This is a genomic window from Pseudomonas sp. MF09150 (genome assembly GCF_059862355.1).
This window is the reverse complement of sequence record NZ_JCBCUS010000011.1, coordinates 70,141-94,304: the sequence shown is the minus strand read 5'-3', so window position 1 is coordinate 94,304 and position 24,164 is coordinate 70,141. Positions and strand designations below refer to the sequence as shown.

Sequence of the window (24,164 nt, the reverse complement as noted above, 5' to 3'; positions counted from 1 at the left end):
AAAACCGATAAGATCGCCGCAACCTGTCAGGAAAACTCACAGATACCATGAGCCACGACCTTCCTCCGCTGAATGCCCTCAGGGCCTTTGAAGCGACCGCCCGCCTCGGCAGCGTCAGCCAGGCAGCCGAGCAGCTGCACGTCACCCATGGCGCGGTCAGCCGGCAGTTGAAAGTGCTGGAAGAGCACCTCGGGGTGAGCCTTTTCGTCAAGGACGGGCGTGGCCTTAAACTCACAGATTCCGGGGTGCGCCTGCGCGATGCCAGCAGCGATGCCTTTGAGCGGCTGCGCACGGTCTGCGCCGAACTGACCCAGGGTGGCGCCGACGCGCCGTTTGTCCTTGGGTGCTCCGGCAGCCTGTTGGCGCGCTGGCTGATCCCGCGCCTGGGGCGGCTGAACGCCGACCTGCCGGACCTGCGTCTGCACCTGTCAGCTGGCGAAGGCGATCTCGACCCGCGGCGCCCGGGGCTGGATGCGCTGCTGGTGTTCGCCGAGCCACCGTGGCCGGCGGACATGCAGGTCTACGAACTGGCAAGCGAGCGCATCGGTCCAGTCATGAGCCCACGTTTTGCCGGCTACGAGCAGCTGCGTCGACAGCCGCCCGCCGCATTGCTTGACCAGGCCTTGCTGCAAACCACGTCGCGGCCCCAGGCGTGGCCCAGTTGGGCACGGCAAAACGGCCTCGATGCCCAGGCATTGAAGTTCGGACAGGGGTTCGAGCATTTGTATTATTTGCTGGAGGCAGCGGTGGCCGGGCTGGGGGTGGCGATTGCGCCAGAGCCGCTGGTGGCCGAAGACTTGCGGGCGGGTCGCCTGGTTGCCCCGTGGGGTTTTGGTGAAACCTCGGGGCAACTGGCGTTGTGGCTACCCAAGCGCGCCGCGGATGGGCGCGCCCGGCAACTGGCGCAGTGGCTCAGGAATGAGCTGCGCCAGGCAACTTAATCGCCGCGTTTGCACAACAGATAAGCCGCCAGCAAGCCCAGGGCGCCGACCGCGACACCGGCCGTGGTCCAAGGGTGTTCCTGGGCGTAATCGCGGGTGGCGATCCCGGTTTCGCGGGTCTTCACTTTGACTTCTTCATAGGCATCGCTGAGCAGGCTGCGGGAATGTTTCAGCGCGCTCTCGGCGTTGGTTTTCAGGGCCTTGAGGGTTTTACGCGACTCGTCAGACGCGTCGTCCTTGAGGCTTTCCAGAGACTTGAGCAGGCTCGAGATCTCCGCTTCCATACTTTCCAGTGAGGCTTTACGTAACGAGTTGTTAGCCATGTCGGCTCTCCTGCATGGTTGATGAGTGGCATGTGTAGGTTCCGACTCCAGCGCTTGGCGAAAGTGCAGTTAATCTGAACTTTGCTGTATGCGACGCACCGAAAAGGGGTATGAAAAAATCACTGCTAGGCTGTATTCAAACCTTAAGGAGCACGCCATGACTGACCACCACACGTACAAAAAAGTCGAACTCGTCGGTTCGTCCCCCTCCAGCATCGAAGACGCCATCAATAACGCGTTGGCCGAGGCCAGCAAAAGCATCAAGCACCTGGAGTGGTTCGAAGTGATTGAAACCCGGGGCCATATCAAGGACGGCAAGGCGGCGCATTTCCAGGTCACGCTCAAGGTTGGCTTTCGTATTGCCAACAGTTGAGGGCTTGGACTAGGCTCTTGAACTTGTGCGCTGGCCGATTGCCATAGGAAATGGCAAAGCGCTACAGCTGTCTTGAGCCTGAAAAAGGCTGGCGCAGATGCTTACCTTTTGATCCGACCAGGGAATGTGACCGATGAAGAAACTAATATTGGCAGCAGCATTGTTCAGCCTCGCGGGAACAGCCCTTGCCGCAGGCAAGCCGTGCGAAGAGCTGAAAAGCGAAATCGCCGCGAAGATCGACGCCAACGGCGCCACGCATTACTCGCTGGAAGTGGTGGACAAGGGCGCAGCCGCTGACGGCAAAGTCGTGGGCTCGTGCGAAGCCGGGACCAAGGAAATCGTCTACAAACGTGGTTGAGACGTTGTAGATGCAGATTGAGAAAACCGACGCCATGGCGTCGGTTTTTTTATGCCTGGGAGATAGGGGCGGGGCGGGGTCGCGTCAGCGCAGCCGCCTGCTGGAGCCACTGCCGAAGGCAGCGCTGGCCTTGCGCACCACCGCCGCATTACCTGAAAAGACCCTTCAGCCCTTCATCACCTGCGCCAGCAGTTCATAGGAGTGCAGGCGATCGGCGTGTTCATACAGGTCGCTGGTGAAGATCAGCTCATCGGCCCCAGTCTGTTCGATCAGCACTTCGAGCTTGGCGCGGATTTTCGCCGGGCTGCCGACCATGGCCAGGCCGAGGAAGCTCGCCACCGCTTCTTTCTCGTGGGGCAGCCACAGGCCGTCCATGGTTTTCACCGGGGCGCGCTGCACCAGGCTCTGCCCGCGCATCAGCGCGAGGATGCGCTGGTACACCGAGGTCGCCAGGTAATCGGCCTGCTCGTCGGTATCGGCCGCCACCAGGGGCACGCCGAGCATCACGTAGGGCTTGTCGAGCACGGCCGAAGGTTTGAAGTGGTTGCGGTACACGCGAATCGCTTCATGCATGTAGCGCGGTGCGAAATGCGAAGCGAAGGCATAAGGCAGGCCGCGTTCGCCGGCCAGTTGCGCACTGAACAGGCTGGAGCCCAGCAGCCAGACCGGGACCTGGGTGCCAGTGCCCGGCACCGCGATCACCCGTTGCTCCGGGGTGCGTGGGCCGAGGTAGGCCATCAGCTCGGCCACATCCTCGGGGAAGTCGTCGGCGCTGCCTGAGCGCTCGCGGCGCAGGGCGCGGGCGGTCATCTGGTCGGAACCGGGGGCGCGGCCCAGGCCCAGGTCAATACGGCCGGGGTACAGGCTTTCCAGGGTGCCGAACTGCTCGGCAATCACCAGCGGCGCATGGTTGGGCAGCATCACCCCGCCGGAACCGACGCGGATGGTCGAAGTACCGCCGGCCAGGTAACCGAGCAGCACCGAGGTCGCGGAACTGGCGATGCCGTCCATGTTGTGGTGTTCCGCCACCCAGAAGCGGTTATAGCCGAACTTCTCGACATGTTGCGCCAGATCCAGGGAGTTTCGCAGGGACTGCGCGGGGCTGCCGTCGGCGCGTACCGGTACCAGGTCGAGGGTGGAAAACTTGACGTCGGACAGTGGTTTCATAAGCCTGCTTCTCCAAAGGGCGTGCAGGCTTTTGTCATGAACCAAAACCTGCCGAATTTAATAAGCCAGGTCTATGCAATGTGGGCATATACCCGAGTTTCAATAGCCAGCTTGAATTTGCCGCTCTGATCGGTGGTGAATTCAGACAGGATGAACTTTGTCCGGCCTTCTATCCTCAGAACCCTGTGTAGCGCAAACCCGTTGGGCGTGAATTCTCGCGCTCGATCTTGAGGAGACAGAGATGAGTATCAAAAAGAAAGCCTCGGCTCATTGGGAAGGTGATCTGAAAACCGGCATCGGTTCTATTTCGACCGAAACCGGCGTCTTGCGTGAAGCGCCCTACGGCTTCAAGGCGCGTTTTGAAGGGGGCAAAGGCACCAACCCGGAAGAACTGATCGGCGCGGCCCATGCCGGCTGCTTCTCCATGGCCTTTTCCATGATCCTCGGCGATGCCGGGCTCAAGGCGGATGCCATCGACACCACCGCCGAGGTGACCCTGGACCAGGTTGATGGTGGTTTTGCGATCACTGCAGTGCACCTGATTCTCAAGGCCAAGATCCCGGGCGCGAGCCAGCAGCAGTTCGATGAACTGAGCCGCAAGGCCAAGGAAGGGTGCCCGGTGTCCAAGGTGCTCAATGCCAAGATCAGCCTGGACGCCACGCTGATCAGCTGACCTGTGCCGCGCCCGGGGTCGCGCGCCGGCATGCTCGGCGCCGCTCCCCGGGGCGGGCCTGGCCAGCCAGCGCAGTGATCCGCAGGTGCGCCGCGTCAGAACTCGGTTCTGCGAAATGTGGTCGAATGAGTGACTGCGGCTTCAGTCCATGACCATGGGCGCTGCAGCAAGGGAGCTCCACATCATGAAACGTTTTGCCTTGGCGGTTGTTTGTTGCGCGCTGGCCACATCGGCCCTGGCGGCACCCAAGCCCTGCGATGAGCTCAAGGCCGAGATCGAGGCCAAGATCCAGGCCCAGGGGGTGGCGTCCTACACCCTGGAAATCGTCACCAATGACGAAGTCCACGACAACAACATGGTGGTCGGCAGCTGTGAAAACGGCACCCGCAAGATCATCTATCAAAAGAACGATCGCTGAAGCATTCAGGCTCAGGGCACGCAGTTGACCATGCGGTCTTCGGCGACGAGCTGACGCTGGGCGTCGTATAGCCGCGCGCTGGCGTTGAAGCCCAGGGAGCGCGCCTCCAGCCGGTAGCGCTGGCCGGCCTGGAAATGGTCGTAGCGCACCGTCAGGTAGCACAGGCGCTCCGAGGTGCCGGTCATCATGCCCATGCCGCCGGAATAGATCTCGAAATCGAAACGTACCGTCAGCTCGTGACTGCCCGGGGTGACCTGGAAGTAGCGCCCGTCGGGCAAACGCTGCTGGTCCAGGCGCTCGGCCATCACCAGCTTGCCGCCCGGCGCGGGGGCGGCCAGGTCGACCCAGGCCTGTTGCGGGTCGACGTTGGGCAAGGGGCTGGAACAGGCACAAAGGCTGGCCAGGGAGAGAGCGAGCAAAGGTTGGCGCATGAGGGTGGCCACATCAGCGAAAGACCTGAAGCATAGCGCCGATCAGGTTCGCTGGCAGCCCGCCGGTTGGCCCATGCCGACGACTTTGCGTTGTTCGTCATACAGCTTGGCCCAGGGCCGGAAGCCGATATTCCCGGCTTGCACCTGATAACGCTGGCCGGCGTTGAAGTCCTTGAATTTCAGACTCAGTTGGCAGTCGCGCCACAGCGGTTCTGCGTCCGGCCCGATATTGGTCGGCTGCACCGCGAACTGATAACGCAGGGTCAGCTCATGGCTGCCGGGCGCCACCTCGAAGTAGCGTTTGTCACCGGCGGCCTTTTCGTCGACCTCCAGGGCCTGCAGGGTGGTGTCGCGGTGGGGATTGAGGTCGATCCAGGCTTGTGCCGGATCCGGGTCGGGCAGGCTGGCGCAGCCACCCAGGGCGAGCAGGCCAGTGGTCAACAGCAATACGCGCATAGCGAAACTCCAGGCAGGCGAGATAGTCTTGCGAACCGATTCTCGACGGATGATTCGATTTGATTAGGCCGCGTTCAAGCCATGGGTTACTTGATCCTCTTTTGCGCCTTTTGTTTCCGGCCCTGATGCTTTTGTTGCTCAACGGTTGCGCCAGCGTCGGTTATTACAGCCAGCTCGCCAGCGGCCAATGGCAGTTGTTGCGGGCCCGCACCCCGGTGGCCGAGGTGGTCGCCGACCCGGCCCGCGACCCGCAACTGCGGGCGCACCTGGAGCAATCGCAGCAGGCCCGGGCCTTCGCCAGCGAGCACCTGCACCTGCCGGACAACCAGAGTTACCGCCTGTATGCCGATATCGGCCGGCCCTATGTGGTGTGGAACGTGTTCGCCACCCCGGAGTTTTCCCTGCAGGCGCAAACCCATTGCTTCCCGATTGCCGGGTGCGTGGCCTATCGCGGCTACTACAACCAGGGTGCTGCTCGCGGTGCGGCGGCCCTGTTGCAACAGCAAGGCATGGATGTGGCGGTGAGTGGGGTCGAGGCGTATTCGACCCTGGGCTGGTTCAACGACCCGATCATCAGTTCGATGATGCATTGGGGCGACGAGCGCCTGGCGACCCTGATCTTCCACGAGCTGGCGCACCAGCGGTTTTACGTGCAGGACGACACCGAGTTCAATGAGTCCTTCGCCACCTTCGTCGAGCAGCAGGGCACCCGGCAGTGGCGCGCCTATCGCGGCTTGCCCCCGGCCAGCGAAGCCCAGGTGCAGCAGCGCGACCAATTTATCCAGTTGCTCCTCGATACCCGGCAACGCCTGGAGCATCTGTACGCCCAGGCGTTGCCTGCCGAGCAGATGCGTGAGCGCAAGGCGGCGCAATTCGAGCAACTGCGTCAGGACTATCGGCAACTGCGCGACAGCCAATGGCACGGCGACAAGCGCTACGACGCCTGGATCAACGCCCCGATCAACAACGCCCGGTTGCTGCCTTTCGGCCTTTACGACCAGTGGGTGCCAGCGTTTGCCGCCCTGTTCAAACAGGTGGGCGGCGACTGGCCGGCCTTCTACGATGCGGTGCAAACCCTGGGTAAACGCCCGCCGGCCGAGCGCAAGGCAGAGCTGCGGCGCTTGGCCCAACTCTAAGGCGCCAGAGGCTTTGCGCCGAGGGGCGGCATTCTGTGGTCCGCACCTGGGCTTTTTGTGGCGAGGGCGCTTGCTCCCGTTCGGCTGCGCAGCGGCCGTCATCTGGCCACTGCGGTGTGTCAGGCCAAGTGGCGGTATGGCCTTAGCTGCGCAAAAACGCCTGGTGCAATTGGTCCAGGGTCTGGAAGTGATAGGTTGGCGCTTCGGCAGTCAGTTCTTCGTGGCTGCCAAAACCGTAGCCCACTGCCGCCGCGTCCAGGCCGTTGCGTCGGGCGCCGATCAGGTCGTGCTTGCGGTCGCCAATCATCAAGCTGCTCGCCGGGTCCAGGCGCTCCTGTTCCAGCAAATGGGCGATCAACTCGACTTTGTCGGTGCGGGTGCCGTCCAGCTCGCTGCCGTAGATCACCTTGAAGTGCTTGGCGAAATCGAAATGGCGGGCGATTTCCCGGGCGAATACCCAAGGCTTGGAGGTCGCGATATACAGCTGCCGGCCCTGGCCGCTCAAGGTTTCGAGCAAAGGTGTAACGCCGTCGAACACGCGGTTCTCATACAGGCCGCTGACCTTGAAACGTTCGCGATAGAAGTTCACCGCCTCCCAGGCCCGGGCCTCGTCGAAGTCGTAGAACTGCATGAAGGCCTGCAACAGCGGCGGGCCGATGAAGTGTTCGAGTCGGGTCAGGTCAGGTTCGTCGATGCCCAATTTGCTCAGGGCGAACTGGATCGAACGGGTGATGCCTTCACGTGGGTCGGTCAGGGTGCCATCGAGGTCAAATAGAACGGTCTGGTAATGCATGGGGTTTCCTGGGCAAGGGGTCAGAGGGCATTCAAGGCAGGTGGTAGCCTTCGGCCAGGTGCAGGTCCTTGAGTTTTACGTAATTGGCGGCGCTGTAGGTGAAGAAGGCGCGCTCCTTGTCGGTCAGGGCCCGCACTTGTTTCACCGGGCTACCGACATACAGGAAGCCGCTGTCCAGCTGCTTGCCCGGGGGCACCAGGCTGCCGGCGCCGATGATCACATCGTCGGCCACCCGGGCGCCGTCCATGACAATGCTGCCCATGCCGATCAGTACCCGGCTGCCGACGGTGCAGCCGTGCAGCATCACTTTGTGGGCGATGGTCACGTCATCGCCGATCAGCAGCGGGAAGCCGTCGGGGTTGAACGGGCCGGCATGGGTGATGTGCAGCACGCAGCCGTCCTGCACGCTGGTGCGTTGGCCGATGCGGATGCGGTGCATGTCGCCGCGGATCACGGTCAGTGGCCAGATCGAGCTGTCGCTGCCGATCTCGACGTCGCCGATCACCACCGCCGAGTGGTCGACGAAGGCCCGTTCACCGAGGCTCGGCGTGTGCTGTTGATAGGTGCGAATGGCCACGTGGGGTTGCCTCTCTGACATTTATTAATGGGGTCGATAGCTGCGGTGGGCATCGATTGTAATTAAGATGGCGCTACGTTTCTTCCAGCCAAGGTGCCAACCGTGAGCCTGAACAACCCTCTTCTGCAGTCCTACGACCTGCCGCCGTTCTCGGCGATCCGTGCCGAGCATGTGCAACCGGCCATCGAACAGATCCTGGCGGATAACCGGGTTGCCATCGCGCAGATCCTCAAGACTCAAGGCCAGCAGCCGACCTGGGCCGGCCTGGTGCTGGCCATGGACGAACTCAATGATCGCCTGGGCGCCGCCTGGAGCCCGGTCAGCCACCTCAACGCCGTGTGCAACAGCGCCGAACTGCGTGAAGCCTATGAGGCGTGCCTGCCTGCCCTGAGCGCCTACTCTACCGAGATGGGCCAGAACCGCGAGTTGTTCCAGGCCTTCGAAGCCCTGGCCAACAGCCCCGAAGCCGCCGGTTTCGATGTGGCGCAGAAGACTATCCTCGAACATTCCCTGCGTGACTTCCGTCTGTCGGGTATCGACCTGCCGCCGGAGCAGCAGAAGCGCTACGCCGAGGTGCAGAGCAAACTGTCGGAGCTGGGCAGTCGCTTCTCCAACCAGTTGCTCGACGCCACCCAGGCCTGGACCAAGCACGTCACCGACGAAGCGGCCCTGGCCGGCCTGACCGACTCGGCCAAGGCGCAGATGGCGGCCGCCGCCCAGGCCAAAGAGCTCGACGGCTGGCTGATTACCCTGGAATTCCCCAGCTACTACGCGGTGATGACCTACGCCCAGGACCGTGCCCTGCGTGAAGAGATCTACGCCGCTTACTGCACCCGTGCCTCGGACCAGGGCCCGAATGCCGGGCAGAACGACAACGGCCCGGTGATGGAACAGATCCTCGACCTGCGTCAGGAACTGGCCAAGCTTCTGGGCTTTGCCAGCTTCTCCGAATTGAGCCTGGCCACCAAGATGGCCGAATCCAGCGACCAGGTGCTGAGTTTCCTGCGCGACCTGGCCAAGCGCAGCAAGCCGTTTGCCGCCCAGGACCTGCAGCAGCTCAAGGCTTACGCCGCCGAACAGGGCTGCCCGGACCTGCAAAGCTGGGACAGCGGCTTCTACGGTGAAAAACTCCGTGAGCAGCGTTACAGCGTGGCCCAGGAAGCCCTGCGCGCCTACTTCCCGATCGACAAGGTGCTGGGCGGCCTGTTCGCCATCGTGCAGCGTCTGTATGGCATCGAGATCGCCGAGCAGAAAGGCTTCGACACCTGGCACCCGGATGTACGCCTGTTCGAAATCAAGGAGAACGGCCAGCACGTCGGCCGTTTCTTCTTCGACCTGTATGCCCGCGCCAACAAGCGTGGCGGGGCCTGGATGGATGGCGCCCGTGACCGTCGCCGCACCCTGGACGGCGTGTTGCAGAGCCCGGTGGCCAATCTGGTGTGCAACTTCACCCCGGCCGACAGCGGCAAGCCTGCGCTGCTGACCCACGATGAAGTCACCACCCTGTTCCACGAATTCGGCCACGGCCTGCACCACCTGCTGACCCGGGTTGAACATGCCGGCGTATCCGGGATCAACGGCGTGGCCTGGGATGCGGTCGAGCTGCCGAGCCAGTTCATGGAGAACTGGTGCTGGGAGCCGGAAGGCCTGGCGCTGATCTCCGGCCACTATGAGAGCGGCGAGCCGCTGCCCGAGGACCTGTTGCAGAAGATGCTCGCGGCGAAGAACTTCCAGTCCGGACTGATGATGGTGCGCCAACTGGAATTCTCGCTGTTCGACTTCGAGCTGCACGCCACCCACGGCGACGGGCGCAGCGTGCTGCAAGTGCTCGAAGGGATACGCGACGAGGTCTCGGTCATGCGTCCGCCGGCCTACAACCGCTTCCCCAACAGCTTCGCGCACATCTTCGCCGGCGGTTACGCCGCGGGTTACTACAGCTACAAGTGGGCGGAAGTGCTGTCGGCGGATGCGTTCTCCAGGTTCGAAGAGGAAGGCGTGCTCAACCCGGCCACCGGGCGTGCGTTCCGCGAGGCGATCCTGGCCCGTGGCGGCTCCCAGGCGCCGATGGTGCTGTTCGTCGATTTCCGCGGACGTGCCCCTTCGATTGACGCACTCTTGCGCCACAGCGGCCTGAGTGAGGACGCGGCGGCATGAGTGAGGGTTCCGTGAAGATCACCAAGAAGCGCTTTATCGCCGGGGCCGTCTGCCCGGCGTGCAGCGAGCCGGACCGGCTGATGATGTGGAGCGAGGGCGACGTGCCCCATCGCGAGTGCGTGGCCTGCGGCTATTCCGACACCCTGAATGAACAGGGGCTGTCGGTGCCCAAGGAATTGGGGACCCGGGTCAATACCACGGCGTTGAAAGTGCAGGATGCCAAGGTGCAGTCGGTGCAGTTTTTCCCCAACCCCAAGTTGAAGAAAAAAACCGACGACCCGCAATAACTCCCCGCCATACCACCGGCTCCGCAAGGAGCCGGCCTGTTTTCCCCATCGTCAATAAAACAGCTCGCTCGGCCCGCTGCTGCGGTCAGATGGCGGGTTTGTTGCTGCTCACGGTTTCGAGCCAGCTCTTCATCGAGCAGGTATCAAACACGCTGGTACTGCAATCGCCATTGGCCAGGGCGGTACGCAGTTTGTCGACATCGGCCTGCATCATGTAGCGAATGCCGTCCTTGAAGTGGGAACTGTCGCCGAACCCGCCCTGGGTCATTTCATTCAGGGCGTCCTCTTTGCTCCAGCCCTGGATCACCACCCGGTACATCGCTGAAATCAGCCCGGTACGGTCCGAGCCGTGCTTGCAATGCATCAGCACCGGGCCCTGGCTCTCTGCGCTCTGGATGGCCCGCAGCGCACTCAGCACATCGGCGTCGTCCACATGATTGGTTCGGTACGGCAGTTGCACCTGCTTGATCCCCGGGGCCGATAGCCAGCGGGAGTCGGCCTCGGGCAGGAAGTTGATCACGGTGCCCACTTGCAACTGTTGCAGCAGGGGCAAGGCTCGGCTGTCGGGCAATGCGCTGCGATAGAGGGTCGGCGACATCTGGTACAGGTTGTAGTGCGCATCTACCGGCTGCGCCCATTGGCTCGGGCGGCTGCTGGGCGCATCGGCGGCCCAGGCCTGGGGCCATGCGAGCAGGGTCAGCAGCGACAGGCAGAGGGCGGGAAAGAGGCGAGTGTTTGACATGCGCAGGCCGACGCTCAGGAAGGAGGGATGATGCTGCACAGCCTGTTCTGGCGGGCGTCAAAGCCCCGTGAGGCCTTTGTCAAAGAATCGTGAAGCATCGGCTGTTGGCTAAAAAAACTGTTTTTTCCACCTTGAAGCGACTTATCTGGATGCTTAGCCTGCTACCATTTGCCCAGTTGTAACCAAATTTTGCTGAGGTTGGGGGGATGCCCCGGCCTGTACCGCGACCAGAACGACAAGCTGCGCCATGACGCCGCTGATCAATCCATCAATGCCTGATGAGGTGCCCCCCATGTCTGATCAAGATCGAGACAACCCGCGGCGTGAGTTTTTGCGCAAATCCCTGACCTTGATCCCGGTGGTCACCGTCGCCAGTACCGGCCTGGGCAGTTCCGTGCTGATGGCGGCGTCGGAGCCGGCCAAGCCGGTCGAACCCGCCAGGGCGGCACCTGCCGGCCAGGACTATGAGCCGAGTTACTTCACTGCCGAGGAATGGGCCTTTATCAAGGCCGCCGTCGAGCGCCTGATCCCGGCCGACGAGCAAGGCCCTGGCGCCCTGGAAGCCGGTGTCCCGGAATACATCGACCGGCAGATGAACACCCCCTACGCCGCTGGCGCCCTGTGGTACATGCAAGGGCCGTTCAACGCCGACGCCGCGCCGGAAATGGGCTGGCAGAGCAAGCTGGTGCCCAAGGACATCTACCGTCTGGGCATAGCCGCCACGGATGCCTGGTCCAAAGCCTTCAACGGCAAATTATTTGCCGAGCAAGACAGCGCTACCCGGGACGACCTGCTCAAGCAGCTCGAAGCCGGCAAACCGCAGTTCGATAGCGTTCCAGCGAAGATTTTCTTCAACCTGCTGCTGCAAAACACCAAGGAAGGGTTCTTCTGCGACCCGATCCACGGCGGCAATAAAGGCATGGTCGGCTGGACCCTGATTGGCTTTCCCGGCGCCCGCGCCGATTTCATGGATTGGGTGGAACGCAACGAGCAATACCCCTTCCCGGCAGTGTCGATTCGCGGCGAGAGGGCTTGAGCATGGCAACGGTAATGAAGAAGGTCGATGCAGTGATCGTCGGGTTTGGCTGGACCGGCGCGATCATGGCCAAGGAGCTGACCGAGGCGGGCCTCAACGTGCTGGCGCTGGAGCGCGGGCCGATGCAGGACACCTACCCCGACGGCAACTATCCCCAGGTGATCGACGAACTCACCTACAGCGTGCGTAAGAAACTTTTCCAGGACATCTCCAAAGAGACGGTGACCATTCGCCACAGCGTTAACGACATCGCCCTGCCCAACCGCCAGCTGGGCGCGTTCCTGCCTGGCAATGGCGTCGGCGGCGCCGGTCTGCACTGGTCGGGCGTGCATTTTCGGGTGGATCCTATCGAGTTGCGCATGCGCAGCCACTACGAAGAACGCTACGGCAAAAATTTCATTCCCAAGGACATGACCATCCAGGACTTCGGCGTCAGCTACGAAGAGCTGGAGCCGTTCTTCGACTATGCCGAAAAAGTCTTCGGTACTTCGGGTCAGGCCTGGACCGTGAAAGGTCAACTGGTCGGCGAGGGCAAGGGCGGCAACCCTTACGCCCCGGATCGCTCGAACCCATTCCCGCTGGAGTCGCAGAAAAACACCTATTCCGCACAGCTGTTTCAGAAGGCGGCCGGGGATGTCGGGTACAAACCCTACAATCTGCCGTCGGCCAATACCTCGGGGCCTTACACCAACCCCTACGGCGCGCAGATGGGCCCGTGCAACTTCTGCGGCTTCTGCAGCGGTTACGTCTGCTACATGTATTCCAAGGCCTCGCCCAACGTGAACATCCTGCCGGCCCTCAAGCCGCTGCCGAATTTCGAGTTGCGGCCCAATTCCCACGTGCTCAAGGTCAACCTCGACAGCACCAAGACCCGTGCCACCGGCGTGACCTATGTCGACGGCCAGGGCCGCGAGATCGAGCAACCGGCCGACCTGGTGATTCTCGGCGCGTTCCAGTTCCACAACGTGCGCCTGATGCTGCTGTCCGGCATTGGCAAGCCTTACGACCCGATCAGCGGTGAAGGCGTGGTGGGCAAGAACTTCGCCTACCAGAACATGGCCACCATCAAGGCCTACTTCGACAAGGATGTGCACACCAACAACTTCATCGGCGCTGGCGGCAACGGCGTGGCGGTGGACGACTTCAACGCCGACAACTTCGACCACGGCCCCCACGGTTTCGTCGGTGGTTCGCCGATGTGGGTCAACCAGGCCGGCAGCCGGCCGATTGCGGGCACCTCCAACCCACCCGGCACCCCGGCCTGGGGCAGCGCCTGGAAGAAGGCCACGGCCGATTACTACACCCACCAGGTATCGATGGACGCCCACGGCGCGCATCAGTCCTACCGGGGCAACTACCTCGATCTGGACCCGGTGTACCGCGATGCCTACGGCCTTCCCCTGCTGCGGATGACCTTCGACTGGCAGGAAAACGACATCAAGATGAACCGCTTCATGGTCGAGAAAATGAGCAAGATCGCCGAAGCCATGAACCCCAAGGCCATCGCCCTGCTGGGCAAGAAGGTCGGCGAGCACTTCAACACCGCGTCCTACCAGACCACCCACCTCAACGGTGGCGCGATCATGGGCACCGACCCCAAGACCAGTGCCCTGAACCGTTACCTGCAAAGCTGGGACGTGCACAACGTGTTTGTCCCCGGCGCGTCGGCATTCCCCCAGGGCCTGGGCTACAACCCCACCGGCCTGGTGGCGGCCCTGACCTACTGGTCGGCGCGGGCGATTCGCGAGCAGTACCTGAAAAACCCCGGCCCGCTGGTTCAGGCTTAAGGAGCGATGACCATGAAAGCACTCGTTATCGCGACCCTGGCCCTGCTCGGCAGCGCCTCCCTCCAGGCGGCCGAAGTCGATCAGCCGGCCCTGGTCAAACAAGGTGAGTACCTGGCCCGCGCCGGTGACTGCGTGGCCTGCCACACCGCCAAGGGCGGCAAGCCGTTCGCCGGTGGGCTGGCGATGGAAACCCCGATCGGGGTGATCTACTCGACCAACATCACCCCGGACAAGACCGGGATTGGCGACTACAGCTTCGAAGACTTCGACCAGGCCGTGCGCCATGGCGTGGCCAAGAGCGGCAGCACCCTGTACCCGGCCATGCCCTTCCCGTCCTATGCGCGGGTCAGCGATGCCGACATGCAGGCGCTCTATGCCTACTTCATGCAAGGCGTGGCGCCGGTGGCCCAGGACAACAAGGACAGCGACATCCCCTGGCCGCTGAGCATGCGCTGGCCGTTGACCGCCTGGCGCTGGATGTTCGCGCCCAAGGTCGAAGCCCAGCAGCCGAACATCGGTGCCGACCCGGTGGTCAGTCGCGGTGCTTATCTGGTGGAAGGCCTGGGGCATTGCGGCGCCTGCCATACGCCACGGGCCCTGACCATGCAGGAGAAGGCCCTGAGCGCCAACGATGGCAGCCGCTTTCTGTCCGGCAGTGCGCCCCTGGAGGGCTGGATCGCCAAGAGCCTGCGCGGTGACCACAAGGACGGTCTCGGCAGCTGGAGCGAAGAGCAACTGGTGCAGTTCCTCAAGACCGGGCGCAGTGATCGCAGCGCGGTCTTCGGCGGCATGAGCGATGTGGTGGTGCACAGCATGCAGTACATGTCCGAGGACGACCTGACCGCGATTGCCCGCTACCTCAAATCCTTGCCGGCCAACGACCCCGCGGATCAGCCGCACCAGTACGACAAGCAGGTGGCCGAAGCCCTGTGGAAAGGCGACGACAGCAAGCCGGGGGCCGCGGTGTACATCGACAATTGCGCGGCTTGCCACCGCACCGACGGCCATGGCTACACCCGGGTGTTCCCGGCGTTGGCGGGCAATCCGGTGTTGCAGTCGGACGATGCCACCTCGCTGATTCACATCGTGCTCAAGGGCGGCACCTTGCCGGCGACCCATACCGCGCCGTCGACCTTCACCATGCCGGCCTTCGCCTGGCGCCTGTCGGACCAGGAAGTGGCGGATGTGGTGAATTTCATCCGCACCAGCTGGGGCAACCAGGGTTCCAAGGTCAAGGCCGGGGACGTGGCCGACCTGCGCAAGGACGATATGCAGAGCACGTCCGGTGACGACCTGGGGCAAGTGACCAGCCACTGAGGATCAGCTGCGGCACCCCCGCCAGCGCTGGTTGGCGGGGTGCTTGGGGCTTATTTGAAGCGGCGGATGCCCAGTTCGCTGCCCAACTGGTAGCCGCACACGTGGTCCGATAGCCCGGCGTGCATCAGGTCCTCCCAACCGGCGGGGACAAGGCCGATCGCGTCGCTGTACTCGACCCAGTGCGCCTGGGCGAAGCGCGGGTCGTGTTCATCGAAGGTGGCGTTGCGTGGCACCGTCGCCAGGGCGATATCCCGGGTGCAGATGTCAAACTCCAACGACACGCCCCACAGCGCTCCGGCGCTGCTCTTGACCATGATCATGTCGGCGCCCTGGTCGTAGCTCGGCAGGTAGGCATCGGCTGCGTAGAAAATTTTCTCCATGTCGCTTACTCCGCCAGGTACCAGGTTAAAAACTGGAAAAAACCATCCCACTTCAGCGCAATGCTGCCCGCTAGAAACAACTCCCGGTCGGCCAGGCTGAAGTCCAGCACCGCGCCGCTGTTGCGGTCATACAGGTAGCAGCCTTCGCCCTGGCAACTGGTGAGGCATATCAGGTGCTGCGGCAACTCCCACACCTCATGCACGAATTCGGTGCCGAACCGGATGGCGCCGTCATCGATGTCGACCAGCTCTACATCGCTGGCGTGGCCGCGGTAGCAAGTGATGGCGTAGTTGAGGAAAAACACCCCGAACTCACTGTCCAGGGGTACGCCCAGGGCCTGGAGCTCCTCGATCACCGGCCCCTCGTGGGTTCTGTGGATGCTGCCTGGCTGGCGCTCGATCAAGCGCACCAGCGCGCTGGGGATTGCGGGCATTCCTGTGCTCCTTCGGATTCAGGGCGACCTTATACCGCGATCTGCGTCCGCCGGGGGCCGGGTTTTCGGCTCGGCGGCGCTAGGCGTCGGGCGCAGGCTCCATTACTGTATGTGCATACAGTTATGGAGTGCCTTTCATGTTCACCCCCTTGCCGCCTCGCGGTCGTGGCACCGCGAGCAACCCCCACAACCGTTTCGCCCCCAGCCGTTCAGTGGCCGAGGACGATGGCTGGTATCAGGAAGCGCCGCTGACCCAGGGCACCGAGGTGATGTTTGAAACGGCCAAGACCATTATTTCCCGCAATACCTCGCCGGACCTGCCCTTCGACCGCTCGATCAACCCCTATCGCGGCTGCGAGCACGGCTGCATCTACTGCTACGCCCGGCCCAGCCATGCGTACTGGGACCTGTCCCCGGGGCTTGATTTTGAAACCAAGCTGATCGCCAAGACCAACGCTGCGTCGGTGCTCGAACAGCAGTTGTCCAAACCCGGCTACGTCTGTGCGCCGATCAACCTGGGCTCCAATACCGACCCCTACCAGCCGATCGAGCGCGAGCACCAGTTGACCCGGCGCACCCTCGAAGTGCTGCTGCGTTACCGGCATCCGGTGACCATCGTCACCAAGGGCTCGCTGATTTTGCGCGACCTCGACCTGCTGGTGCAGTTGGCCGAGCAGCGGCTGGTGGCGGTGATGATCAGCCTGACCACCCTGGACGACGAGCTCAAGCGCATTCTCGAACCCCGCGCGGCGGCGCCCAAGGCGCGCTTGCGGGCGATCCGGGTGATGCGCGAAGCGGGAATCCCGGTGGGGGTGCTGTGTTCGCCGATGATCCCGATGATCAACGACAGCGAGCTGGAAAGCCTGCTCACCGAAGCCTTTGAGGCCGGGGCGCAGAGCGCGGCCTACATGATGTTGCGCCTGCCGTTGGAAGTGGCGCCGCTGTTCGAGGAATGGTTGGCGGCGCACTACCCGCAGCGAGCGGCCCATGTGCTGAGCCTGATTCGCCAGAGCCGTGGCGGCGAACTGTACGACAGCCGTTTTGGCGCGCGCATGCGCGGCGAAGGTCCGTTTGCCGACCTGCTGGCGCAGCGTTTTACCAAGGCCATCAAGCGTCTGGGGCTTGATCGGCGGGAGGGCTACAACCTCGACTGCAGTGCGTTTTGTCCGCCGGGCGGTCAGATGTCGTTGCTGTAAGGGCAACGGGCCTATGGTTGAATTGGCCTATGGTTGCGTAGTACCGCGAGAGGTCGTTCGCTAACATAGTCACGTTTTGCCGTGCCTATAGTGGCGTTCTAGAGCGCTCCATTCAGTTTGAGTTAAGTTTCCATGGCTACCGTGTTCATCGAGTGACCGATGGGTCGCAGTCAGTGTGCTGGTTGTTTATTGATCAAGTGCTGGCTTCGCGCCGGATAAAACTGGAAAATTTTGCCTAATCCGTCAGAGAGAATGAATCATGAGTGACAAGGATAAACAGCCGCTAGCTGCGTCGGCTTCAGCCCAATCCACTGAAAGCGCCGATGCAGCGCTGCAGCATATCGTTGATGGCTTTTTGCATTTTCAACATGAAGTCTTTCCGCAGCAGGAAGAGTTGTTCAAGAAGCTGGCCACCGCCCAGCGGCCCCGGGCGATGTTCATTGCCTGCGCCGATTCGCGGATCGTTCCCGAATTGATTACCCAAAGTGCCCCCGGCGATCTGTTTGTCACCCGCAACGTGGGCAACGTGGTGCCGCCCTACGGGCAAATGAACGGCGGCGTGTCGACCGCCATCGAGTACGCGGTGCTGGCGCTGGGTGTGCACCACATCATCGTTTGCGGGCATTCCGATTGCGGCGCCATGCGTGCGGTACTCAACCCGCAAAGCCTGGAAAAAATGCCCACGGTCAAAGCCTGGCTGCGCCACGCCGAAGTGGCCAAGACCATGGTCCACGAGAACTGCGATTGCGCCGACGAAAACGCCAGCATGCATGTGCTGACCGAAGAGAACGTCATCGCCCAGCTCCAGCATTTGCGCACCCACCCCTCCGTGGCTTCGCGCATGGCCAACGGCCAGTTGTTTATCCATGGCTGGGTCTACGACATCGAAAGTTGCGAGATCAAGGCCTACGACGCCGACCAGGGCATCTTCCTGCCACTGGACGGCAAACACCCGGTGCCTGTCGCGACGCCTAAAGCGCGCTTCTAAAACCTCCTAATCCCAGCCTGGCTCTGCCCTGACGGCCGTTTATACGGCCGGGCTTTGCCACGCCTGAAGAAAGTCGCGGGAGAGTCATCATGCGTGCAGCGCAACTCAAAGCTGTTTTGCCACGGGAGCTGCTGGCCTCCGTGGTGGTGTTTCTGGTCGCCCTGCCCTTGTGCATGGGGATCGCCATTGCCTCGGGCCTGCCGCCGGCCAAGGGCCTGATTACCGGGATTATCGGTGGCCTGGTGGTGGGCTGGCTGGCCGGCTCGCCGTTGCAGGTCAGTGGCCCCGCCGCGGGCCTGGCGGTGCTGGTGTTCGAACTGGTGCGCCAGCACGGTATCGCCATGCTGGGGCCGATCCTGTTGTTGGCGGGGTTTCTGCAATTGGTGGCCGGCCGCTTGCGCCTGGGCTGCTGGTTTCGGGTCACCGCGCCAGCGGTGGTGTACGGCATGCTGGCCGGGATCGGGGTGTTGATCGTGCTTTCCCAGGTGCATGTGATGCTCGATGCCAAGCCCCAGGCGTCGGGCCTGGATAACCTGGCGGGCTTCCCCCAGGCCGTGGTCGAAGCCTGGCCGACCCTGGGCGGTGGGTTGGGCTGGCAGGCAGGCCTGCTCGGGCTGCTGACCATCGGCGTGATGTACCTGTGGGACAAAGTGCGGCCCCATCGTTTGCGTTTCATTCCCGGCGCGCTGCTGGGGGTGGGCCTGGCCACGGGCATCAGCCTGGCGCTGGCGTTGCAGGTGAAACGGGTCGAGGTGCCGGCCAACCTGGCCGAGGCCATCGACTGGCTGCGCCCCGCCGACCTGCTCAACCTGGCGGATCCGACCTTGCTGATCGCAGCCTTCGCCGTGGCCTTTATCGCCAGCGCCGAAACCCTGCTTTCGGCGGCCGCAGTGGATCGCATGCACAGCGGCCAGCGCTCGAATTTCGATCGTGAACTGTCGGCCCAGGGTGTGGGCAATATGCTCTGCGGCCTGCTGGGAGCGTTGCCGATGACCGGGGTGATCGTGCGCAGTTCGGCCAATGTGCAGGCCGGCGCCACCACACGCCTGTCGGCAATTTTCCATGGCCTGTGGCTGCTGGCTTTCGTGATGTTGCTGTCCAGCGTGTTGCAGAGCATCCCCGTGGCCAGCCTGGCGGGCGTGCTGGTGTACACCGGCTTCAAGCTGGTGGACCTCAAGTCGCTGCGCAAGCTGGGGCGCTATGGGCCCATGCCGATGCTGATCTATGGGGTGACGGCGCTGGCCATCGTCTTCACTGACTTGCTGACTGGGGTCTTGATCGGTTTTGGCCTGACCCTGGTGAAGCTGGCGTGGGGCGCGTCGCGCCTGAAGATCAGCCTGGTGGACCTGCCGGCTGAAGGCGAGATGGAACTACGCCTGGTGGGCTCGGCGACTTTCCTCAAGGTGCCGGCGCTGACCCAGGCCCTGGGCAGCATCCCCCCCGGAACCACGGTCCATGTGCCCCTGAGCAACCTGGGCTATATCGACCATGCGTGTCTTGAACTGCTGGAAGAATGGGACCGGGCCAATGCAGCGAAAGGCTCGCGACTGGTGATCGAGGCGCGCGGCCTCAGGCGGCGACTGGAGGGACGCTTGCACACCGCGAGCGGGGTGGGCAGTGCGCGCAGCCTGGTTGCGGCGGGTCACGACCGAGGGTAGGCGCGCTATGAAAAAAGCCCTCTAGCGAGGGCTTTTGCTTATCAGGTCAGGCGGCGGGTTGGTCCAGCTCCAGCTCGACCCCCAGTTGGCGCGACAGGCACGGCCAGCGTTTCCAGGCAGCTTCGGTGTCGGGGCTGGCGAGTTTTTCGCGGTAGGCCTCGACCGACTCCAGGGCAAAGCTTTCCTCATCGAGCATGGAGTCCACCGCATGGTGCACGGCCTCATCCAGTTGGTTGGCGAAGGTTTCGCCGATCAGCTGGTGCGCGATCAGGTTGGCGACAGTCATGTCCAGCGGGATCAGGGGCTGGTTGAAGTGCTTGATATAGAGATCGTTGACCTCCTCCACCAGACGGTGGGCCAGGTAGGCTTCGTCCAGCAGGCTGTCGAGGCCGACATGGCCTTCCATGATTGCTGGCGGCTGGATGAAGAAGTGTTCGGCGATTTTCAGCACCGGTTTGATCTGGGATTCGATGCCGGCTTCACGCGCAACGGCGTTGGCGGCGTCCAGCAGGTCGGGAACCTGGTCGATGTAGGCTGTGACGAAACGGGTCATCACGCCCTTGGCGTCGACGTCAGGCAGCGAAATAGCGGGGTGAAGATGGGGCAGTTGGATCTCCAGCTGGCTCGTCAGTTGGCCAGTGCTGGCTTCATGTTGATGGGCAAGGTGAATCTGCTCGCGCAATGCGGCGGTGTTCATGAAAACTCCAGGGAACAAGGGCAATTAAATAGGGAAGACATAAGTTAGCCTGCTTGAGAAACCAGCTAAGACGCATTTGTCATAATTATTTCATGCTTAGTCGTCCAGGTTATATCGATTTGCCATCACTGATCCCGCAACCCCTTTCCCTCCGGGGCCTTCGCGGCTGAGCCGAAGTGTTTTCGCTGATTTGCCCCGTCGCGTTGCGAGGTCACAGGCCCTGTCTATACTCGGCCTTGTATGAAGTTAGCTGATGACGCCCGACTGCAAATGCAGCGAGGCCCGGCGGTTTAAGTTCGTAGTCTAGGCAGCCGCTCCCTTGCCGCAGGTGAAAGCCGGCGGGATAACAAGAACGATAAGGGGAACCCGCAATGATGCGACATCCACAAGTCTGGATGGGCCTCCTGTTGTGGTCGATATTCAGCCAGGCAAACGCTGCCTGGACCGTGAATATGGCGCCTGGAGCTACTGAAATCAGTCACGCGGTATTCGACCTGCACATGACCATTTTCTGGATCTGTGTGGTGATCGGCGTCATCGTCTTCGGCGCCATGTTCTGGTCGATGATGGTTCACCGCCGTTCCACCGGCCAGGTGGCTGCCAAATTCCATGAAAGCACGACCGTCGAGATTCTCTGGACGGTGATCCCCTTCCTGATCCTGGTGGCCATGGCGGTGCCGGCGACCGCGACCCTGATCAAGATGTACGACACCAGTGAGCCGGATGTGGACATCCAGATCACCGGCTATCAGTGGAAGTGGCACTACAAGTACCTGGGCCAGGACGTCGAGTTCTTCAGCAACCTGGCCACCCCGGCCGAGCAGATCCATAACCAGGCCGTCAAAGGCGAGCATTACCTGCTGGAGGTGGACCAGCCGCTGGTGCTGCCGGTGGGCGCCAAGGTGCGTTTTCTGGTGACGGCGGCGGACGTGATTCACTCCTGGTGGGTGCCGGCGTTTGCGGTCAAGCGCGATGCCATCCCCGGGTTCGTCAACGAAGCCTGGACCCGGGTCGACAAGCCCGGCATCTACCGTGGCCAGTGCGCCGAGCTGTGCGGCAAGGACCACGGCTTCATGCCGATCGTGGTCGAGGTCAAGACTCAGGCCGACTACGACACCTGGCTCGGCGAGCGCAAAGCCGAGGCCGCCAAGCTCAAGGAGCTGACCAGCAAGGAATGGACACTCGACGAGCTCAAGGAGCGCGGCGACAAGATCTACCACACCACTTGCGTCGCCTGTCACCAGGCCGAAGGCCAGGGCCTGCCGCCGATGTTCCCGGCACTCAAGGGCTCGAAAATCGCCACCGGGCCCAAGGAAGGTCACCTGAGCCTGGTGTTCCACGGCAAACCAGGTACTGCCATGGCTGCGTTCGGCAAGCAGCTGTCGGAAGTCGATATCGCCGCGGTCGTGACCTACGAACGCAACGCCTGGGGCAACAACAAGGGCGACATGGTCACGCCAAAAGAGGTTTTGGCTCTGAAACAGGCGGAGAGCAAATGAGCCGGTCTATTGCGTATTCCCGGAACCGGTCACGGGGCATCGCCCCTGATCGTCCAGCCCACCCGTTTGCAGGAGACAGGGCATGAGTGCTGTTATCGATGACCACGGCCACGCCGGCCATGATGACCACGCCCATGGCCCGGCCAAGGGCCTGATGCGCTGGGTACTGACCACCAACCACAAGGACATCGGCACCCTCTACCTGTGGTTCAGCTTCTGCATGTTCCTCCTGGGCGGTTCGTTCGCCATGGTGATCCGCGCCGAGCTGTTCCAGCCCGGGTTGCAGATCGTCGAGCCGGCGTTCTTCAACCAGATGACCACCATGCACGGCCTGGTGATGGTCTTCGGTGCGGTGATGCCGGCCTTCGTCGGCCTCGCCAACTGGATGATCCCGCTGATGATCGGCGCGCCGGACATGGCCCTGCCGCGCATGAACAACTTCAGTTTCTGGCTGCTGCCGGCGGCGTTCCTGCTGCTGGTCTCGACCCTGTTCATGCCCGGTGGCGGGCCCAACTTCGGTTGGACCTTCTACGCCCCGCTCTCCACCACTTACGCCCCGGAAAGCGTGACCTTCTTTATCTTTGCCATCCACCTGATGGGCATCAGCTCGATCATGGGCGCGATCAACGTGATCGCCACCATCCTCAACCTGCGTGCCCCGGGCATGACCCTGATGAAGATGCCGCTGTTCGTGTGGACCTGGCTGATCACCGCGTTCCTGCTGATTGCGGTCATGCCGGTGCTGGCCGGTTGCGTGACCATGATGCTGATGGACATCCATTTCGGCACCAGCTTCTTCAGTGCGGCCGGTGGCGGCGACCCGGTGTTGTTCCAGCACGTGTTCTGGTTCTTCGGCCACCCCGAGGTGTACATCATGATCCTGCCGGCCTTCGGCGCCGTCAGTTCGATCATCCCCACCTTCTCGCGCAAGCCGCTGTTCGGCTACACCTCGATGGTCTACGCCACGGCGAGCATCGCTTTCCTGTCGTTCATCGTCTGGGCGCACCACATGTTCGTGGTCGGCATCCCGCTGGTGGGCGAACTGTTCTTCATGTACGCGACCCTGCTGATCGCGGTGCCCACCGGGGTCAAGGTGTTCAACTGGGTCAGCACCATGTGGCAGGGCTCGCTGACCTTCGAGACGCCGATGCTGTTCGCCGTGGCCTTCGTGATCCTGTTCACCATCGGCGGCTTCTCCGGGCTGATGCTGGCCATTGCCCCGGCGGACTTCCAGTACCAGGACACCTACTTCGTGGTGGCGCACTTCCACTACGTGCTGGTGCCGGGAGCGATCTTCGGCATCTTCGCCTCGGCCTATTACTGGCTGCCGAAGTGGACCGGGCACATGTACGACGAAACCCTGGGCAAGCTGCATTTCTGGCTGTCCTTCGTCGGCATGAACATGGCCTTCTTCCCGATGCACTTCGTCGGGCTGGCGGGCATGCCGCGCCGGATCCCGGACTACAACCTGCAGTTCGCCGACTTCAACATGGTGTCGTCCATCGGCGCCTTCACCTTTGGCGCAACGCAGATCTTCTTCCTGTTCATCGTCATCAAGACCATTCGTGGTGGTCCGGCGGCACCGGCCAAACCCTGGGACGGTGCCGAAGGGCTGGAGTGGAGCGTGCCGTCGCCGGCGCCTTACCACACCTTCACCACGCCCCCGGAAGTCAAATGAAAGCCATGGCCGCGGGGCCCGGCGCTCGTGCGTGGCTCAAGCACACTGCCGGCGTGAGCCCGCCGGCTGCGGGAGGTTGCCGTCATGGCTGAGGTCTCGCTGAAAAAACTGGTCACCCGGCTGCTGCTGGTGGTGCTGGCGATGTTTGCCTTCGGCTTTGCCCTGGTGCCGATCTACGACGTGATGTGCAAGGCCCTGGGCATCAACGGCAAGACCGGTGGCCAGTACCAGCAGGGCGAACTGCAGGTGGATGCGTCGCGCCAGGTCCGGGTGCAGTTCCTGTCGACCAATGCCATCGACATGGTCTGGGATTTCTACCCCAAGTCCGATGACATCGTGGTCCACCCGGGGGCGGTCAACGAGATGATTTTCATCGCCCGCAACCCGAGCAATCACCCGATGAGTGCGCAGGCGGTGCCGAGTATTTCACCGAGCAGCGCGGCGATGTATTTCCACAAGACCGAGTGCTTCTGCTTTACCCAGCAGGTGCTGCAGCCCGGCGAACAGATCGAGATGCCGGTCCGTTTCATCGTGGACCGTGACATGCCCAAGGATGTGAAGCACCTGACGCTGGCTTACACGCTGTTCGATATCACCGCGCGTCATCCACCGGTCGCGGTAACCACCCCCTCCGGCGGTTAAGACGATCTAGCGTGCCCGATAAG

General features: G+C 62.6%; 27 protein-coding genes. 17 read left to right on the top strand and 10 right to left on the bottom strand.

Annotated features, from left to right (window positions below; translation table 11 throughout):
- The first annotated feature begins 47 nt into the window (after window positions 1-47).
- Window positions 48-941, top strand: a complete 894-nt coding sequence (locus AC19YX_RS30010) for a LysR family transcriptional regulator (RefSeq protein WP_201128740.1) — start codon at window positions 48-50, stop codon at window positions 939-941.
- Here AC19YX_RS30010 and AC19YX_RS30005 read toward each other — a convergent pair.
- Entirely contained in the window at window positions 938-1,264 is a 327-nt protein-coding gene (locus tag AC19YX_RS30005) for an ElaB/YgaM/YqjD family protein (RefSeq protein ID WP_020294995.1), read from the bottom strand. The genes AC19YX_RS30010 and AC19YX_RS30005 overlap by 4 nt on opposite strands.
- A 157-nt stretch (window positions 1,265-1,421) precedes the next feature.
- Here AC19YX_RS30005 and AC19YX_RS30000 point away from each other — a divergent pair, with 157 nt between their 5' ends.
- Together AC19YX_RS30000 and AC19YX_RS29995 are read left to right on the top strand one after the other, a co-directional pair.
- Window positions 1,422-1,637, top strand: coding sequence for a dodecin (locus AC19YX_RS30000; RefSeq protein WP_078470297.1), 216 nt, complete (start codon window positions 1,422-1,424; stop codon window positions 1,635-1,637).
- A 133-nt stretch (window positions 1,638-1,770) separates the two neighbouring features.
- On the top strand, window positions 1,771-1,995 hold the full coding sequence (locus AC19YX_RS29995; protein WP_078470296.1) for a DUF1161 domain-containing protein: 225 nt from the start codon (window positions 1,771-1,773) through the stop codon (window positions 1,993-1,995).
- A 165-nt stretch (window positions 1,996-2,160) separates the two neighbouring features.
- Here the strand turns inward: AC19YX_RS29995 and AC19YX_RS29990 are convergent, their stop codons facing one another.
- On the bottom strand, window positions 2,161-3,162 hold the full coding sequence (locus AC19YX_RS29990; RefSeq protein ID WP_500607695.1) for an LLM class flavin-dependent oxidoreductase: 1,002 nt from the start codon (window positions 3,160-3,162) through the stop codon (window positions 2,161-2,163).
- A gap of 241 nt (window positions 3,163-3,403) precedes the next feature.
- Here AC19YX_RS29990 and AC19YX_RS29985 point away from each other — a divergent pair, with 241 nt between their 5' ends.
- Both AC19YX_RS29985 and AC19YX_RS29980 read left to right on the top strand, forming a co-directional pair.
- Complete coding sequence (locus tag AC19YX_RS29985) at window positions 3,404-3,835, top strand: OsmC family protein (protein WP_078470294.1); 432 nt, start codon at window positions 3,404-3,406, stop codon at window positions 3,833-3,835.
- Between the two features lie 184 nt (window positions 3,836-4,019).
- Complete coding sequence (locus tag AC19YX_RS29980; RefSeq protein ID WP_020295000.1) at window positions 4,020-4,253, top strand: DUF1161 domain-containing protein; 234 nt, start codon at window positions 4,020-4,022, stop codon at window positions 4,251-4,253.
- An 11-nt stretch (window positions 4,254-4,264) separates the two neighbouring features.
- Here the strand turns inward: AC19YX_RS29980 and AC19YX_RS29975 are convergent, their stop codons facing one another.
- Window positions 4,265-4,684, bottom strand: coding sequence for a PA0061/PA0062 family lipoprotein (locus tag AC19YX_RS29975; protein ID WP_078470293.1), 420 nt, complete (start codon window positions 4,682-4,684; stop codon window positions 4,265-4,267).
- 42 nt (window positions 4,685-4,726) lie between these two features.
- On the bottom strand, window positions 4,727-5,140 hold the full coding sequence (locus tag AC19YX_RS29970; RefSeq protein ID WP_201128745.1) for a PA0061/PA0062 family lipoprotein: 414 nt from the start codon (window positions 5,138-5,140) through the stop codon (window positions 4,727-4,729).
- Between the two features lie 59 nt (window positions 5,141-5,199).
- Between AC19YX_RS29970 and AC19YX_RS29965 the strand changes: the two genes are divergently transcribed.
- Entirely contained in the window at window positions 5,200-6,276 is a 1,077-nt protein-coding gene (locus AC19YX_RS29965; RefSeq protein WP_201128746.1) for an aminopeptidase, read from the top strand.
- A gap of 142 nt (window positions 6,277-6,418) precedes the next feature.
- Here the strand turns inward: AC19YX_RS29965 and AC19YX_RS29960 are convergent, their stop codons facing one another.
- Window positions 6,419-7,069, bottom strand: coding sequence for an HAD family hydrolase (locus AC19YX_RS29960; RefSeq protein ID WP_500607694.1), 651 nt, complete (start codon window positions 7,067-7,069; stop codon window positions 6,419-6,421).
- A gap of 31 nt (window positions 7,070-7,100) precedes the next feature.
- Window positions 7,101-7,646, bottom strand: coding sequence for a gamma carbonic anhydrase family protein (locus AC19YX_RS29955; protein WP_500607693.1), 546 nt, complete (start codon window positions 7,644-7,646; stop codon window positions 7,101-7,103).
- 102 nt (window positions 7,647-7,748) lie between these two features.
- Between AC19YX_RS29955 and prlC the strand changes: the two genes are divergently transcribed.
- Both prlC and AC19YX_RS29945 read left to right on the top strand, forming a co-directional pair.
- Window positions 7,749-9,800 (top strand): oligopeptidase A, encoded by a 2,052-nt coding sequence (prlC, locus tag AC19YX_RS29950; RefSeq protein ID WP_078470288.1) that lies wholly within the window; start codon window positions 7,749-7,751, stop codon window positions 9,798-9,800.
- Complete coding sequence (locus AC19YX_RS29945) at window positions 9,797-10,087, top strand: YheV family putative zinc ribbon protein (protein ID WP_020295007.1); 291 nt, start codon at window positions 9,797-9,799, stop codon at window positions 10,085-10,087. The genes prlC and AC19YX_RS29945 overlap by 4 nt, the downstream gene beginning before the upstream one ends.
- 85 nt (window positions 10,088-10,172) lie before the next feature.
- Here the strand turns inward: AC19YX_RS29945 and AC19YX_RS29940 are convergent, their stop codons facing one another.
- Entirely contained in the window at window positions 10,173-10,829 is a 657-nt protein-coding gene (locus AC19YX_RS29940) for a phosphatase domain-containing protein (RefSeq protein ID WP_500607692.1), read from the bottom strand.
- 292 nt (window positions 10,830-11,121) lie between these two features.
- Here AC19YX_RS29940 and AC19YX_RS29935 point away from each other — a divergent pair, with 292 nt between their 5' ends.
- From AC19YX_RS29935 to AC19YX_RS29925, 3 genes are read left to right on the top strand one after another with little or no spacing between them, the layout of a single operon-like run.
- On the top strand, window positions 11,122-11,865 hold the full coding sequence (locus tag AC19YX_RS29935; protein WP_500607691.1) for a gluconate 2-dehydrogenase subunit 3 family protein: 744 nt from the start codon (window positions 11,122-11,124) through the stop codon (window positions 11,863-11,865).
- 2 nt (window positions 11,866-11,867) lie between these two features.
- Window positions 11,868-13,652, top strand: a complete 1,785-nt coding sequence (locus tag AC19YX_RS29930) for a GMC family oxidoreductase (RefSeq protein ID WP_020295010.1) — start codon at window positions 11,868-11,870, stop codon at window positions 13,650-13,652.
- Between the two features lie 12 nt (window positions 13,653-13,664).
- Window positions 13,665-14,969, top strand: a complete 1,305-nt coding sequence (locus tag AC19YX_RS29925) for a c-type cytochrome (RefSeq protein ID WP_421548126.1) — start codon at window positions 13,665-13,667, stop codon at window positions 14,967-14,969.
- Window positions 14,970-15,019: 50 nt separating this feature from the next.
- On the opposite strand, the gene AC19YX_RS29920 is transcribed toward AC19YX_RS29925, so the two are convergent.
- Entirely contained in the window at window positions 15,020-15,349 is a 330-nt protein-coding gene (locus AC19YX_RS29920) for a hypothetical protein (RefSeq protein WP_201128755.1), read from the bottom strand.
- 5 nt (window positions 15,350-15,354) lie between these two features.
- The gene (locus AC19YX_RS29915; RefSeq protein ID WP_500607690.1) at window positions 15,355-15,783 is read right to left on the bottom strand and encodes an SMI1/KNR4 family protein; all 429 of its coding nucleotides are present in this window, start codon (window positions 15,781-15,783) and stop codon (window positions 15,355-15,357) included.
- Between the two features lie 137 nt (window positions 15,784-15,920).
- On the opposite strand from AC19YX_RS29915, the gene AC19YX_RS29910 reads away from it, so the two are divergent.
- From AC19YX_RS29910 to AC19YX_RS29900, 3 genes are all read left to right on the top strand, one after another.
- The gene (locus AC19YX_RS29910) at window positions 15,921-16,979 is read left to right on the top strand and encodes a PA0069 family radical SAM protein (protein ID WP_078470283.1); all 1,059 of its coding nucleotides are present in this window, start codon (window positions 15,921-15,923) and stop codon (window positions 16,977-16,979) included.
- Between the two features lie 259 nt (window positions 16,980-17,238).
- Window positions 17,239-17,967, top strand: a complete 729-nt coding sequence (locus AC19YX_RS29905; RefSeq protein ID WP_078470282.1) for a carbonic anhydrase — start codon at window positions 17,239-17,241, stop codon at window positions 17,965-17,967.
- A gap of 89 nt (window positions 17,968-18,056) precedes the next feature.
- Entirely contained in the window at window positions 18,057-19,625 is a 1,569-nt protein-coding gene (locus AC19YX_RS29900) for a SulP family inorganic anion transporter (protein ID WP_500607689.1), read from the top strand.
- Between the two features lie 46 nt (window positions 19,626-19,671).
- Here AC19YX_RS29900 and AC19YX_RS29895 read toward each other — a convergent pair whose 3' ends face one another.
- Window positions 19,672-20,322, bottom strand: coding sequence for a hypothetical protein (locus tag AC19YX_RS29895; protein ID WP_500607688.1), 651 nt, complete (start codon window positions 20,320-20,322; stop codon window positions 19,672-19,674).
- A 371-nt stretch (window positions 20,323-20,693) separates the two neighbouring features.
- On the opposite strand from AC19YX_RS29895, the gene coxB reads away from it, so the two are divergent.
- The 3 genes from coxB to AC19YX_RS29880 all read left to right on the top strand — a co-directional run bounded on the left by coxB (window position 20,694) and on the right by AC19YX_RS29880 (window position 24,141).
- Entirely contained in the window at window positions 20,694-21,821 is a 1,128-nt protein-coding gene (coxB, locus tag AC19YX_RS29890; RefSeq protein ID WP_078470279.1) for a cytochrome c oxidase subunit II, read from the top strand.
- Window positions 21,822-21,903: 82 nt separating this feature from the next.
- A complete protein-coding gene (gene ctaD / locus AC19YX_RS29885; protein WP_078470278.1) occupies window positions 21,904-23,499 on the top strand; it encodes a cytochrome c oxidase subunit I in 1,596 nt (531 codons plus the stop codon).
- A gap of 84 nt (window positions 23,500-23,583) precedes the next feature.
- Window positions 23,584-24,141 carry a cytochrome c oxidase assembly protein gene (locus tag AC19YX_RS29880; RefSeq protein WP_020295019.1) on the top strand — a complete coding sequence of 186 codons (558 nt, stop codon included), beginning with the start codon at window positions 23,584-23,586 and terminating at the stop codon, window positions 24,139-24,141.
- The last annotated feature ends 23 nt before the right edge of the window (window positions 24,142-24,164 follow it).